Source organism: Cupriavidus basilensis (genome assembly GCF_008801925.2).
Classification (GTDB): domain Bacteria; phylum Pseudomonadota; class Gammaproteobacteria; order Burkholderiales; family Burkholderiaceae; genus Cupriavidus; species Cupriavidus basilensis.
In genome coordinates this window covers 4,026,306-4,039,765 of the sequence record NZ_CP062803.1, presented here as the reverse complement: position 1 = coordinate 4,039,765, position 13,460 = coordinate 4,026,306, and the positions used below count along the sequence as shown (strand labels likewise).

Annotated in this window: 11 protein-coding genes and 1 tRNA gene; 4 read left to right on the top strand and 8 right to left on the bottom strand. The window is 64.2% G+C overall.

Translation table 11 applies throughout. The features are described 5' to 3' along the window. Positions 1 to 24: 24 nt before the first annotated feature. Positions 25 to 100: transfer RNA gene (locus tag F7R26_RS18530), tRNA-Thr, on the top strand. 269 nt (positions 101 to 369) lie between these two features. Beyond that, positions 370 to 1,227 carry an endo alpha-1,4 polygalactosaminidase gene (locus F7R26_RS18525; protein WP_150985761.1) on the top strand — a complete coding sequence of 286 codons (858 nt, stop codon included), beginning with the start codon at positions 370 to 372 and terminating at the stop codon, positions 1,225 to 1,227. Positions 1,228 to 1,279: 52 nt separating this feature from the next. Here F7R26_RS18525 and F7R26_RS18520 read toward each other — a convergent pair whose 3' ends face one another. The 8 genes from F7R26_RS18520 to F7R26_RS18485 form a co-directional block, all read right to left on the bottom strand. Next, complete coding sequence (locus tag F7R26_RS18520; RefSeq protein ID WP_150985692.1) at positions 1,280 to 3,109, bottom strand: DEAD/DEAH box helicase; 1,830 nt, start codon at positions 3,107 to 3,109, stop codon at positions 1,280 to 1,282. A gap of 306 nt (positions 3,110 to 3,415) precedes the next feature. After that, positions 3,416 to 3,910 carry a M48 metallopeptidase family protein gene (locus F7R26_RS18515; RefSeq protein WP_150985760.1) on the bottom strand — a complete coding sequence of 165 codons (495 nt, stop codon included), beginning with the start codon at positions 3,908 to 3,910 and terminating at the stop codon, positions 3,416 to 3,418. A 59-nt stretch (positions 3,911 to 3,969) separates the two neighbouring features. Continuing rightward, complete coding sequence (locus F7R26_RS18510) at positions 3,970 to 4,194, bottom strand: hypothetical protein (protein ID WP_150985691.1); 225 nt, start codon at positions 4,192 to 4,194, stop codon at positions 3,970 to 3,972. A gap of 119 nt (positions 4,195 to 4,313) precedes the next feature. Beyond that, positions 4,314 to 5,201 (bottom strand): carbohydrate ABC transporter permease, encoded by an 888-nt coding sequence (locus F7R26_RS18505; protein ID WP_150985690.1) that lies wholly within the window; start codon positions 5,199 to 5,201, stop codon positions 4,314 to 4,316. Continuing rightward, the gene (locus tag F7R26_RS18500) at positions 5,198 to 6,097 is read right to left on the bottom strand and encodes a carbohydrate ABC transporter permease (protein ID WP_043350082.1); all 900 of its coding nucleotides are present in this window, start codon (positions 6,095 to 6,097) and stop codon (positions 5,198 to 5,200) included. Before F7R26_RS18500 ends, F7R26_RS18505 begins: the two co-directional genes overlap by 4 nt. Before the next feature lie 77 nt (positions 6,098 to 6,174). Further along, entirely contained in the window at positions 6,175 to 7,497 is a 1,323-nt protein-coding gene (locus F7R26_RS18495; RefSeq protein ID WP_150985689.1) for an ABC transporter substrate-binding protein, read from the bottom strand. Next, positions 7,494 to 8,666, bottom strand: coding sequence for an ABC transporter ATP-binding protein (locus F7R26_RS18490; RefSeq protein ID WP_150985688.1), 1,173 nt, complete (start codon positions 8,664 to 8,666; stop codon positions 7,494 to 7,496). Before F7R26_RS18490 ends, F7R26_RS18495 begins: the two co-directional genes overlap by 4 nt. Positions 8,667 to 8,774: 108 nt before the next feature. Then, complete coding sequence (locus F7R26_RS18485; protein WP_241754362.1) at positions 8,775 to 10,508, bottom strand: IlvD/Edd family dehydratase; 1,734 nt, start codon at positions 10,506 to 10,508, stop codon at positions 8,775 to 8,777. Positions 10,509 to 10,832: 324 nt separating this feature from the next. Between F7R26_RS18485 and F7R26_RS18480 the strand changes: the two genes are divergently transcribed. Both F7R26_RS18480 and ettA read left to right on the top strand, forming a co-directional pair. After that, a complete protein-coding gene (locus F7R26_RS18480) occupies positions 10,833 to 11,600 on the top strand; it encodes a FadR/GntR family transcriptional regulator (protein WP_150985686.1) in 768 nt (255 codons plus the stop codon). 64 nt (positions 11,601 to 11,664) lie between these two features. Further along, the gene (ettA, locus tag F7R26_RS18475) at positions 11,665 to 13,332 is read left to right on the top strand and encodes an energy-dependent translational throttle protein EttA (RefSeq protein ID WP_043350072.1); all 1,668 of its coding nucleotides are present in this window, start codon (positions 11,665 to 11,667) and stop codon (positions 13,330 to 13,332) included. The last annotated feature ends 128 nt before the right edge of the window (positions 13,333 to 13,460 follow it).

Below are 13,460 nucleotides of genomic sequence, written 5' to 3'. Positions count from 1 at the left end.
AGAATCGCGGTCTGCACCAAACATGCCGGCTTAGCTCATCAGGTAGAGCAGTTGATTTGTAATCATCAGGTGGCGGGTTCGAGTCCTGCAGCCGGCACCAGCATTTAAGAACGGGCTACGCGAATTGCGTAGCCCGTTTTGTTTTTCGGGCCGGACACCTTTCGCGCTGCCTCGAATACAACGGTTCCTGCGCTCGTCTTGCGCCCGTCATCCAACCCGAATACCTTACCCCTGTCGCTAAACCCTTCAAGGTCTACCCAGACCGGCCGACAACCTGACAGAGCCCTGGCTTTCCCGGTTTCATCACCCCGACCGTAGCAAACCAAAAGGAACACATCCGTGAATCGGAAACTTGCACGTATGGCATGGGTGGCCTCGTTCGCCTGTCTGTCGGCCTGCGGAGGCGATGGCTCGTCGGCGGAGTCGGATGCTTCCGTCAAGTCCGTGTCGGCGGTGAATGCGTCGGCCGCGACCCTGGCGCCGTCGGCGCAAACGCTGGCGGTCTCGCGCTGGATGCCGACGGCAGCCGATACATGGCAGTTGCAGCTGACGGGTACGGTCAACACGAGCTACCCGGCGCAGGTCTTCGACATCGACCTGGTGGATACGCCGCAGGCGACCATCAATGCCCTGAAGGCGCAGGGCAAGCGTGTGGTCTGCTATTTCTCGGCGGGTAGCTCGGAGAACTGGCGGCCGGATTTCAAACAGTTTGCCGCGACGGATATGGGCAAGGCGCTGTCGGGGTGGGCGGGCGAGCGTTGGCTCGATACACGCTCGGCCAACGTGCGCCAGATCATGCAGGCGCGCATGGATCTGGCGAAGTCCAAGGGTTGCGATGGCGTGGACCCGGACAACGTGGATGGCTATACCAATAAGCCGGGTTTTCCGCTGACGGCGGCCACGCAGCTGGACTACAACCGCTTTCTCGCAGCCGAGGCGCATGCGCGCGGGCTGGCTGTGGGCCTGAAGAATGATGTGGACCAGGTCTCGCAACTGGCGACTGATTTTGATTTCGCGGTGAACGAGCAGTGCTTCCAATACAACGAGTGCGCGAGCTACAAGCCGTTCACGGCGCAGGGCAAGGCAGTGTTCAACGTGGAGTACGCGTCGAAGTACAAGACAGCCTCGACGCGCGCCGCGCTGTGCGCTTCGGCCCAGGCAGCGCACCTTCGTACACTGGTGCTCCCGCTGAACCTGGATGACGCGTTCCGTTACGCTTGCGACTGAGCTGAGCGGCCACGACGCTAGTTGCAGGCCGGTCCCAGTCGCTTGCCTGCGATCAAGCCAGTTTGTCCAATGCCGCCCGCAGCCGCGCGGAGAAATGCGATGTCTCGCCATGCGTCATCACCAACTGGCGTGTGGCGCGTGTCATGGCAACGTAAAGAAGGCGGGCCTCGTCCTCGATGGGTTCTTCTTTCTTGTGCGGCGCGCCAACACCTGGAATGCAGACCAGGGGAAACTCCAGGCCCTTGCTGCTGTGCATGGTCACCACCTTGACGCTGTCCCCACCCGGCGTAAAGCGCTTGGTGATCTGCGGGCATTCAAATGGAATGCCCTTGCGCGCGAGTACGCTGGTGACCTGGCCTGCCGTTTCCCAATGCCGATAGATGATCGCCATCTCCGCCCATGCCGTCCCCGTGCGATTTTCTTCGAGCAGGACCTGCGCGATCCGCTCCGCTTCGGCTTCGATGGTGGGTAGCGCGATCAGTAGCGGTTTCTGTCCGCGCCGGCCCGCCCCGATCGGCTGTACGGTTGGCGCTTCGTCCTCGCCGTTGTCATTCGGCCGTAGCAGGTCGTCGGCGAAGGCGCGCGCCACCGCCAGGATCTCTTGCGTATTGCGGTAGTTGATCTTCAGGATGGTGGTGCGGCCTTTTGCCTGCACGCCGACGCTGGCGAAGCTGAATTTGCGCTTCTTCGTGCCGCCATAGATGGATTGCGCGTCGTCATACAGAACCAGCAACGAGTTGCTATCCGGGTTGATCATCTGCACGACGAGCTTGAACCATTCCGGCCGGAAGTCATGACCTTCGTCGATGAGCACCGCATCGTACTGCCCACCGGGAATGGCCTTGCGCTCGACGCCTTCAATGACCCGCGAGACAAAGGACTCGAAGAGTGCGTCGTCAGCCCTGCCCTTGGGCAGATCGATGTTGAACGCCTGCAACTGGCGCGAACACCAGGCATGGAAGTTGTGCACATGCACTTTGTCTTCAATGCCCTTCTCCACCATCGTCGCGGATAGCTTGGCCGCCAGCATCTTGTTGAAGCAGAGCACCAGGATGGGCCGCGTTGCCGCCTTGGCGAGGTATTCGGCCCGGTAGCCGAGTATCAGCGTCTTGCCGGACCCGGCTACACCGTGAATGACGCGATGGCCTTCGCCCAGGCTTCGGGCGAGTTGCTCCTGCTGGAGGTCCATCACCCGCAGGATGTCGGGAATGTCCTGCGGATCCTGAGTGTCTTCCGGGAACAGTGCGCGCTGTTCCGGCATGCGTATCTGCGGGAAAAGATGCCAGCGGATACGGTCGATCTGCGGCAGCGACAGCTTGAACGTGAACTTGACCGGGAACATTTCCCAGAGCCGCTTCTGGAACGCCTCCGGTTCCGCCTCTGGCGCCATCTCATCCTTGCAGATCACCAGGTGCGCGGGCAGTACCTCGCCAAGGTTGGTCTGCTCGAACTGCGCACGCGTGATGTTGGCGAGGACGATGCCCGCACCATACGGAAAGAATGGCTTGCCCTTGAGCGAGCCGGTGGGCCAGACAAGCTGCGGATCCCGCTGCAGCAGGTCCAGCACATAGAACATGAACTGCCGGGCCTGCTCCAGCGGATTCATTTCATGCACCACGCCGCGCTCGGTGATCAAGGTGGCGGTGCGCTGATCCATGCTCTGGATCGTGCTGAGCTTCCAGTCCTTGACCTCAAGCACCAGCAGGCCCCGGCTTGGGTGGAATACGATGAAGTCGGGGTGGCGGGTCTTTTCGCCAATGGCGACGTCGTACCAGCACAGGTAGTCGTCTTCCAGCTTGGCTTCGAGCCGCTCCGCGAAGCGTCTCTCCCCACTTGTCATGCGCGACGTGACCGAGCCAAGCGCGGGAATCAGCGTTGCCATAGCCTTCTTGCTTTTTGTTTGTGGAAAGCTGCGCGCCTTGCTACGTACCGCCGCGGACCCAGTGCGGCCGCAAGATGCTGCAGGCATTGATCTGGGCCGATTGTAAATACAACAGAATCGAAAATGTAGACTTTTTGTGCGTCTTGCCGTTTTCGGTATTTTGGCGGGGGCGGAAGCGCCGGATTGACGTGCACGGAATGGGGAGGCCGGCAGGCCGCTCGGATCGATTTCGTCCGGGAACTTCGCCGGCTGGCATCGCCTGGCGGCGCAGGCAAAGCCAGCAGGCCGCGCGCAAGGGAGCCTGGCTTAGCCCTGCGCAGCCTCCAGTTCGCGCCACGCCAAAAACAGCCGCGTATCGAACTCCAGCTGGTGGTACGCCGGCTCCATGTATTCGCACAGGCGGTAGAACGCCTTGTTGTGATCGCTCTCCTTCAGGTGTGCAAGCTCGTGCACCACGATCATGCGCAGGAACTCGGGCGGTGCTTCCTTGAACAGCGACGCCACGCGGATTTCCTTCTTGGCCTTGAGCTTGCCGCCTTGCACGCGGGAGATGGCGGTGTGCAGCCCGAGCGCGCGATGGACCACGTCGATCTTGGCGTCGAACGCGACCTTATGGATTGGCGGCGCGGTGCGCAGGAATTCCTGCTTCAGCTCGGCGGTGAAGTCGTACAGCGCGCGGTCGGTCTGCACGGTGTGCCGCGCGGGATATTTCTTCGCCAGGTGTTCGCCCAGGCGGTTGGCGGCCACCATCTGGCGCACCTGGTCGAGCACGCCATCGGGATATGCGGCGAGGAAGCGCAGCGGATCCTTGACGCCGGGGCGCCAGGTCTCGCTGGTGGGGGCGGGGGTGCTACGGGTGCTCAATGGTGATGGTGGTGATGGTGGGCCCAGCTGCCGTCGACCGAGTTGACGAAGGACTCCACGGCGTCCTTGTCGCCGGTGGCGTGGCGCACCATCTCACCGCACTTGCAAAAGCCCTGGTACGGCGTGATGTGCGAGCAGGCGGACACCTTCTGCAGGAATAGCGTGACGGGCTTGGTGCACTTCTTGCACTTGAAGGTGAGGGTGCGGGCGGGTTTGCTCATGGGATCAGGCTTGGAGGCGGAGTGATTCGAATGCGACAGTGCCGGGCGCAGGCTCACGGCAGGATAACCTCGCATTCTAGCCTGCCATGGCCCCACACGTCCTGGCTGCCGCCATGCGCCTATTCCTTCACCGCGCCCGTCATGCCCGATACGTAGTACTCCACAAAGAACGAGTACACCAGCGCCACCGGCAGCGAGCCCAGCAAGGCGCCCGCCATCAGCGCGCCCCAGTGGTAGACGTCGCCTTCGATCAGTTCGGTGACGATCCCCACCGGCACCGTCTTCACCTCCGACGAGGAGATGAAGGTCAGCGCGTAGATGAATTCGTTCCACGACAGCGTGAAGGCGAAGATGCCGGCAGAGATCAGCCCTGGCACGGCCAGCGGCAGGATGATCTTGACCAGGATCTCCCAGCGCGTCGCGCCGTCGATCAGCGCGCACTCTTCCAGCTCGTAGGGGATGGAGCGGAAGTAGCCCATCAGCAGCCAGGTGCAGAACGGGATCAGGAAGGTGGGGTAGGTGAGGATCAGCGCCCAGCGCGTATCGAACAGGCCGAGCTGGAACACGATCGATGCCAGCGGGATGAACAGGATCGAAGGCGGGATCAGGTAGGCCAGGAAGATGGCCAGGCCCACCTGCTTCGCGCCCTGGAAGCGCAGCCGCTCGATGGCGTACGCGGCCAGCACGCTGGTGGCCAGCGAGGCAAAGGTGGCGATCGTGGAGACGATCACGGTATTGAGCAGCCACGCCGGGTAGGGGGTGTCGAACAGCAGCTTCTTGAAGTGGGCGAGCGTGGGCGCCATCACCCAGAACGGGTTGGCGCTGCGCATCAGGAGTTCGCCATCCGGCTTGAAGGCCGTGATCGCCATCCAGTAGAAGGGGAACAGCAGCACGAAGACGAAGATGCCTAGCGGGATGTAGATGGTCACCCAGCGCCGCGGCATCGATTGCAGGTAATCCATCCCCTGCGCGGTGTCCTGCTGCTCCGCTGCGGCCGTCGCTCTCATTTGTCGCCTCCCTGTTGCCAGCCACGCCGCTGCAGGCCGAAGTATGAAAACAGGATGGCGGCCAGCAGGAAGGGCACCATCATCGTGGCGATCGCCGCGCCTTCGCCCAGCGAGCCGCCGGGAATCGCGCGCTGGAACGACAGCGTGGCCATCAGGTGCGTGGCGTTGAGCGGGCCGCCGCGCGTGAGCACATAGATCAACTGGAAATCGGTGAACGTAAACAGCACCGAGAAGGTCATCACCACTGCAATGATCGGCGTCAGCAGCGGCAGCGTGACGTAGCGGAACTGCTGCCATGGCGTGACGCCGTCGATGGATGCGGCCTCGTACAACGTGGGCGAGATCGTCTGCAAGCCGGCCAGCAGCGAGATGGCGACAAAGGGAATGCCGCGCCAGACATTGGCCGCGATGGTGGAGAAGCGCGCCAGCCACGGGTCGCCCAGGAAGTCGATATAGCGATCGATCAGCCCTAGCTTGACCAGCGTCCAGCTGATGATGGAGAACTGCGCGTCGTAGATCCACCAGAATGCCAGTGCCGACAGCGCGGTCGGCACGATCCATGGCAGCAGCACGATGGCGCGGAAGAAGGACTTGAACGGCAGGTTCTTGTTGAGCAGCAGCGCCAGCCACAGGCCCAGCGCGAATTTCACCACGCTGGCCACCACGGTGTAGAAGATCGTATTGAACAGCGCCAGCTGCGTCAGCGAGTCGCCGGCAAGGTAGCTGTAGTTGGACAGCCCGATCCATTCGCCGGTCCCGCCGATCTTGGTGTTGGTGAAGCCGAGCCATACACCGAGGCCGAGCGGGTACGTCAGGAAAACCAGCAGCAACAGCGCGGTGGGCAGCATGAACAGCAGCCCCAGCGCATGGCGGTTGTTCAACAGGCGGGAAATCATGGTTCACCTCGCATGGCTCACCTCGCAGGGTTCGGCTTGGCGGGCGCGGCGGTGCTGCCGCGCCCTTGTCTATCTAGCTACGCCTTGTAGTACCGCTGCGCCCGCTCCGCCGCGCGCGCCGCCGCTTCCTTGGGTGTCTTGGAGCCGCTGGCCGCTTCCGCCACCATGTCGACCACGATGTAGTCGGCCATGGCTGCGGCCGAGGCCGTGCCCAGCGGCCCGGCGTGGCCGTTGTCGAGCATCAGCGCGGCGGAGTCGCGATACACGGTGTGCTTGGGGTCGGCCGTCCAGATCGGGTTGGCCTCATAGGCCTTGAGCGGCTGGCTGACATAACCGATGGCGGCTTCCATCCACGGGTTGTACTGCTCGGGCTCCATCATGAACTGCAGGTACGCCTTGGCCGCGTTCGGGAACTTGGAATACCTGAACAGCATCATCTGCGTGATCTGCATCAGCTCGGTGGGCCTGCCGGGCGTGCCGATGGGGAAGTGCGCGTGCTGGATGTCGCGCGCCATTTCCTGCAGCTTGGGCTCCTTCGAATTCTTGGCCGCGTAGTAGACCGAGATGCCGTTGGCGGTCAGGCTGATCTGGCCGTCGAGGAAGGCCTTGTTGTTGGACGGGTCTTGCCACGAGAGCGTGCCGGGCACGAAGGTGGCGTAGAGCTGCTTGGCATATTCCAGCGCGGCCCACGTCTCGGGCGAGTTGACCACCACCTTGCCCTTGGTGTCGACCAGCATGCCGCCGTGCGACCACAGCAGCCAGTGTGCCCAGTTGTTGCCGTCGCCCACGGCCTTGCCGAGCGCGAATCCGCAGGGCGTGTTCTTGGCCTTGAGGCCCTGGCACAGCTTGAGGAAGCCGGGAAGGTCCTTGGGGATGGCGTCGAAGCCAGCGGCTTTGACGTGGCTTTCGCGATAGACCAGCGCATTGCCGACCACGCCCAGCGGCAGGCCGATCCACTTGCCGTTGTGCGTGCCGTACTTGCGGCACACGTCGTACCAGCCGCCGTATTTACCGCCCAGGTAGGTGGCCAGGTCGGTCAGGTCGACCAGCTTGTCAGGGTACTGCTGCGGGTCATCGAACCAGCCCACGATGACGTCCGGCCCGCTGCCGACGCTGGCCGCGACGGCGGCCTTGGGCCGCACGTCTTCCCAGCCTTCGTTGTCGACGCGTACCTCGACGCCCGTCAGCTCGGTGAACTTCTTCGTGTTGGCGTTCCACAGGTCTTCGTCGCCCTGCACGAAACGCTTCCAGCGCAGCACGCGCAGCTTGGCGCCGGCCTCCGGCTTGTATTGCAGTGCAGCCGGCGCGGCGAAGGCATGGCCGCCGATCGCCGTGGTGGCGGCAACGGCCGCCGTCGACACCAGGAAATCGCGTCTCGTGAAGTTGCTCGGTGTACTCATCGCTTTGTCTCCTCCGTGGTCAGGGGCTCCGCCCCGTGCTGGTCATGCCTGCTTCCCGGATCGTCCGCCGCCGTCGCCAGGCCACGCCGCAATAGCGTCTGGCCCGAGTCGGCATCAAACAGATGGGTGTGCTGGTGATCGGGCACCAGGTTCAGGATGTCGCCCGCGGCGAAGTCATGGCGCTCGCGGAAGATCGAGATGAACTCCGCCTCGCAGAAGCGGGAATAGATCTCGGTGTTGGCGCCAGTGGGCTCGACCACCGACACGCGCGTTTGCAGGCCCTGGCCCGGCATGCCCAGGATCAGGTGCTCGGGCCGCACGCCGTAGATCACGCGCTGGCCGTCGGTGCCGGCGGCGGCATCGAAGCGCGCGGGCGCCGGCAGGCGCGTGCCATCGGGAAACTCGACCGCGGCATCGCCGCCACTGCGGCGCAGCACGCCAGGCACGAAGTTCATCGCCGGGGAGCCGATAAAGCCAGCCACGAAGAGGTTGTCGGGGTGATCGTAGAGCGCCAGCGGCTTGCCGCGCTGCTCCACGCGGCCGTCACGCATCACCACGATCTGGTCGGCCATGGTCATGGCTTCGATCTGGTCGTGCGTGACGTAGACGGAGGTGGTGCGCAGGCGCTGGTGCAGCTCCTTGATCTCGGCGCGCATCTGCACGCGCAACTTGGCGTCCAGGTTGGAGAGCGGCTCGTCGAACAGGAACACCTGCGGATCGCGCACGATGGCGCGGCCCATGGCCACGCGCTGGCGCTGGCCGCCCGAGAGCTGGCGCGGGTAGCGCTCCAGCAAACTGTCCAGGCCGAGGATGGCGGATGCCTTGGCCACTTTCCGCTTGATCTCGTCCTTGTCGCCCTTGGCGAGCTTGAGTGAGAAGGCCATGTTGTCGTAGACCGTCATATGCGGGTAGAGCGCATAGTTCTGGAACACCATGGCAATATCGCGCTCCTTTGGCGGCAGGCGGTTGACCACGCGGTTGCCGATGGCGATTTCGCCGGTGGTGATCTCCTCCAGTCCGGCGATCATGCGCAGCAGCGTGGACTTGCCGCAGCCCGATGGCCCCACCAGCACGGTGAACTGGCCATCGGCAATATCGATGTCCACGCCGCGGATGACCTGCGTGCTGCCGAAGTATTTCTGGATGCCGCGAATCTGGACCGATGCCATGCGTGATGTCTCCGTGAGCCGCCTGTGCCCGTTCGTGCCCGTTCGTGCCGGGGGCGGCAGTTCGCCGCGATTGGATTGCCGTGGTGATTCCTGGCGCGACAGCGTGCCTCAGTGGTTGTCCTTGGGCACCGCGGCGCCGCTCTTGCCTACCAGGAAATCCAAGTCGGCGCCGAGGTTGGCCTGCTGCACATGTTCGACATACAGGCGCGTCCAGCCTCGCTCCATCGGCAGCGCGGGCGCCTGCCACGCGGCGCGGCGGCGCTGCAGCTCCGCTTCATCGACATGCAGGTGCAGCCTGCGCGCGGCCACGTCGAGCTCCACCATGTCGCCGTCCTTCACCAGCGCCAGCGGGCCGCCGGCCGCGGCCTCGGGCGCCACGTGCAGCACCACCGTGCCGTAAGCCGTGCCGCTCATGCGCGCATCCGATACGCGGACCATGTCGGTGATGCCCTTGCGCAGTACCTTGGGCGGCAGCGGCATGTTGCCGGCTTCGGCCATGCCGGGGTAGCCGCGCGGGCCGCAGTTCTTCAGCACCAGCACGCAGGTCTCGTCGACGTCGAGCGACTCATCGTCGAGCCGCTGGTGCATGTGCTCGCTGTCCTCGAATACCACCGCGCGGCCGGTGTGCTTGAGCAGCGCCGGCGTGGCGGCCGACGGCTTGATCACCGCGCCATCGGGGCACAGGTTGCCGCGTAGCACAGCAATGCCGGCGCTGGCCTTGAAGGGCGCGCCGAAGGCGTGGATGACTTCGCGGTTCCAGTTGGGCGCGTCCTTGCAGTTGTCCCACAACGTCTTGCCGTTCACGGTGAGCGCGTCGCGCGCAAGCACCGATTCCAGTTCGCGGATCACCGCGGGCAGGCCGCCCGCGTAGTAGAAGTCTTCCATCAGGTGGCGCCCGGATGGTTGCAGGTCGAGCAGGCACGGCAGCTCGTGGCCCAGCGCATCCCAGTCTTCCAGCTTCAGATCGACGCCGATGCGCCCGGCAATGGCTAGCAGGTGGATCACGGCGTTGGTCGAGCCGCCGATGGCCGCGTTGACGCGGATGGCGTTCTCGAACGCATCGCGGGTCAGGATCTTCGACATCACCAGGTTGTCCTTCACCATCTCCACGATACGGCGCCCCGATGCGCGTGCCAGTACATTGCGGCGGCCATCCACGGCGGGAATCGCGGCGTTGCCGGGCAGGCTCATGCCCAGCGCTTCCACCATGCTGGCCATGGTCGACGCGGTGCCCATCGTCATGCAGTGGCCGTGCGAGCGGTGCATGCAGCTCTCGGCCTCGAAGAAGTCCTCCTGCGACATCTGGCCGGCCCGCACTTCCTCCGACATCTTCCACACATCGGTGCCGGAGCCCAGCTCGCCGCCGCGGAACTTGCCGCTCAGCATGGGGCCGCCGGAGACGCCGATGGTGGGCAGGTCGCACGAGGCCGCGCCCATCATCAGCGCGGGCGTGGTCTTGTCGCACCCCATGAGCAGCACAACCCCATCGATCGGGTTGCCGCGAATCGATTCTTCCACGTCCATGCTGGCCAGGTTGCGGAACAGCATGGCGGTGGGGCGTAGCATGGTCTCGCCCAGCGACATCACCGGGAATTCAAGCGGAAAGCCGCCGGCTTCCCACACGCCGATCTTGACCTGTTCGGCCAGTGTGCGGAAATGCGAATTGCAGGGCGTGAGCTCGGAGTAGGTGTTGCAGATGCCGATGACCGGACGGCCATCGAACTGGTCGTGAGGAATGCCGCGGTTCTTGAGCCAAGAGCGATAGATGAAGCCATCGCGGTCGAGGCGGCCAAACCAGGCCTGGCTGCGGCGCTTGGGGGGCGTCGGCTTGTCGTCGTTCACTCGGGTCTCCTGCGTTCTTGCGGGGCCGCGTAGCGACGGCTGGCGCGTAGGCGCCACGTGTGCTGATGCCCGCTTTCTTGTGCGCTGCAGATACGGATGCCCACGACCGATTGCACTGCCTTGCCGCATGCATGCCGAGTGAGCGGAGTCTAGTTCACGAGTCTGGACAGGTAAACTGGTATTACCAATTAGTGGTCTTTACCGATGCCGCTGCGCATGCTGCGGCGCGCGATGAATCCGCCTGGACATTCGCCGGCGTGCTGCCTAGACTCCAGCCGGCTGGACAAATGGTCAAACCAATTTCGCCAGACGCTCGGGCTGCACATGCCTATCCATTCGATCGAACCGCAACGCCTGTACCGCCAGATCAGCGCCCAGCTGCGCACGCTGATCCAGGCCGGCGAATTTCCGGTGGGCTCGCGCCTGCCGGCGGAGCGGGATTTGTCGGTGCAGCTCGGCGTGAGCCGCCCATCGCTGCGCGAGGCGTTGATCGCGCTCGAGGTTGAGGGCTATATCGAAGTGCGCATGGGCTCCGGCATCTATGTGTGCGAGCCGCCGTCATCCGTCGACGCGGGCTTCGACCTGTCCGGCGAGGAAGGCCCGCTCGAGCTGATCCGCGCGCGTGCGCTGGTGGAGGGCGAGGTCGCCGCGCTGGCGGCCAGGAGCGGGCGCAAGGCCCAGTTCGATGCGATCGAGGAGGCCATCGCGCAGATGGCCGCCGAAGCCGCCGCCGGCATCAAGCCGCTCGATGCGGACCGCTTGTTCCATGTGCGGGTGGCGCAAGCCACCGGCAACAGCGTGCTGGTGGGCGTGGTGCGCCGGCTCTTCGACTTGCGCCTCGGGCCGCTGTTCGATCAGTTGAACAGCCACTTCGAGACGCCCGAGGTCTGGGCCCAGGCCATTGCCGAGCATCGCGAAGTGCTGGCTGCACTGCGCCGCAAGGATCCGGAGCTGGCGGGCGCGGTCATGCAGCGGCATATGGACATCGCTTACCGCCGCCTGACCTCCAGCCTGACCCGTGCGCGCAAGCGTGCCGCCGGCACGCCGGGCGCTGCGCCACGCGCCAGCAAGGCGTCCTCAGGGGCGTCATGAAGGGCCTTGTGCGGACCGGCTTTGCTACACTTGGCCGATTCCCCCCAATTTCACCCGGATCCGCATGGCACAGTACGTTTTCACCATGAACCGCGTGGGCAAGATCGTCCCGCCCAAGCGTCACATTCTCAAGGACATTTCCCTGTCCTTCTTCCCGGGCGCCAAGATCGGCGTGCTGGGCCTGAACGGCTCGGGCAAGTCGACCGTCCTGAAGATCATGGCTGGCCTCGACAAGGAAATCGAGGGCGAAGCCACGCCCATGCCCAACCTGAACATTGGCTACCTGCCGCAGGAGCCGCAGCTCGATCCCGAGCAAACCGTGCGCGAGTCGGTGGAAGCCGCGCTGGGCGGCGTGTTCGAAGCCCGCAAGAAGCTCGATGAGATCTACGCGGCCTATGCCGAGCCGGACGCGGATTTCGACGCGCTGGCTGCGGACCAGGCCAAGTACGAAGCCATCCTGGCGGCCAGCGACGGCAACAACGCCGAGCTGCAGCTGGAGATCGCGGCAGATGCGCTGCGCCTGCCCGCCTGGGACGCCAAGGTGGGCAACCTGTCGGGTGGCGAGAAGCGCCGCGTGGCACTGTGTCGCCTGCTGCTGTCGCGCCCCGACATGCTGCTGCTCGACGAACCCACCAACCACCTGGATGCGGAATCGGTGGAATGGCTGGAGCAGTTCCTCACGCGCTTCCCCGGCACCGTGGTGGCGGTGACCCACGATCGCTACTTCCTCGACAACGCTGCCGAGTGGATCCTGGAACTGGACCGTGGCCACGGCATTCCCTGGAAGGGCAACTACAGCTCCTGGCTGGATCAGAAGGAAGCCCGCCTGAAGCAGGAAGAGTCGACCGAGTCGGCGCGCCAGAAAGCGCTGAACAAGGAGCTGGAATGGGTGCGGCAGAACCCCAAGGGACGCCAGGCCAAATCCAAGGCACGTCTCGCGCGCTTTGACGAACTGAACAGCCAGGAATACCAGAAGCGCAACGAAACCCAGGAAATCTTCATCCCCGCGGGTGAGCGCCTGGGCAACGAGGTGATCGAGTTCAACGGCGTGAGCAAGGCCTACGGCGACCGCCTGCTGATCGACGACCTCAGCTTCAAGGTGCCGCCTGGCGCCATCGTTGGCATCATCGGCCCCAACGGCGCGGGCAAGTCGACCTTCTTCCGCATGCTCACCGGCAAGGAACAGCCGGACAGCGGCGAGATCAAGGTCGGCCCGACCGTGAAGATGGCCTACGTGGACCAGAGCCGCGACGCGCTCGACGGCAGCAAGACCGTGTTCGAAGAGATCTCCGGCGGCGCGGACGTGCTGACGGTCGGCCGCTATGAAACGCCGTCGCGAGCTTACATCGGCCGCTTCAACTTCAAGGGCTCGGACCAGCAGAAGCACGTGGGCACGCTCTCGGGCGGCGAGCGCGGACGCCTGCACCTGGCCAAGACGCTGATCTCCGGCGGCAATGTGCTGCTGCTCGATGAACCCTCCAACGACCTCGACGTGGAAACGCTGCGCGCGCTGGAAGACGCGCTGCTGGAGTTCGCCGGTTGCGTGATGGTGATCTCCCACGATCGCTGGTTCCTGGACCGGATCGCCACCCACATCCTGGCCTTCGAAGGCGAGTCGCATGTGGAATTCTTCCCGGGCAACTACCAGGAGTATGAGGCGGACAAGAAGCGACGTCTGGGTGAGGAGGGGGCTAAGCCTAAGCGGATTCGGTATAAGCCTATTGTTCGTTAAGGGGATTTTTTTGGGGGGGCTCTGAACTTCAACTGCTTAACGTCAAAGGCAGTTTCACCTCCCCTGCGGGGAGGCGACCTACTTTTTTGTCTCGCCAAGAAAGTAGGCAAAGAAGCGACCCGGATGGG

Excerpts from the sequence above, each read along its gene's own strand:
- ettA (WP_043350072.1), top strand. The coding sequence starts at position 11,665 with ATGGCACAGTACGTTTTCACCATGAACCGCGTGGGCAAGATCGTCCCG.
- F7R26_RS18510 (WP_150985691.1), bottom strand. The coding sequence starts at position 4,194 with ATGAGCAAACCCGCCCGCACCCTCACCTTCAAGTGCAAGAAGTGCACC.
- F7R26_RS18505 (WP_150985690.1), bottom strand. The coding sequence starts at position 5,201 with ATGAGAGCGACGGCCGCAGCGGAGCAGCAGGACACCGCGCAGGGGATG.
- F7R26_RS18520 (WP_150985692.1), bottom strand. The coding sequence starts at position 3,109 with ATGGCAACGCTGATTCCCGCGCTTGGCTCGGTCACGTCGCGCATGACA.
- F7R26_RS18495 (WP_150985689.1), bottom strand. The coding sequence starts at position 7,497 with ATGAGTACACCGAGCAACTTCACGAGACGCGATTTCCTGGTGTCGACG.
- F7R26_RS18480 (WP_150985686.1), top strand. The coding sequence starts at position 10,833 with ATGCCTATCCATTCGATCGAACCGCAACGCCTGTACCGCCAGATCAGC.
- F7R26_RS18490 (WP_150985688.1), bottom strand. The coding sequence starts at position 8,666 with ATGGCATCGGTCCAGATTCGCGGCATCCAGAAATACTTCGGCAGCACG.
- F7R26_RS18500 (WP_043350082.1), bottom strand. The coding sequence starts at position 6,097 with ATGATTTCCCGCCTGTTGAACAACCGCCATGCGCTGGGGCTGCTGTTC.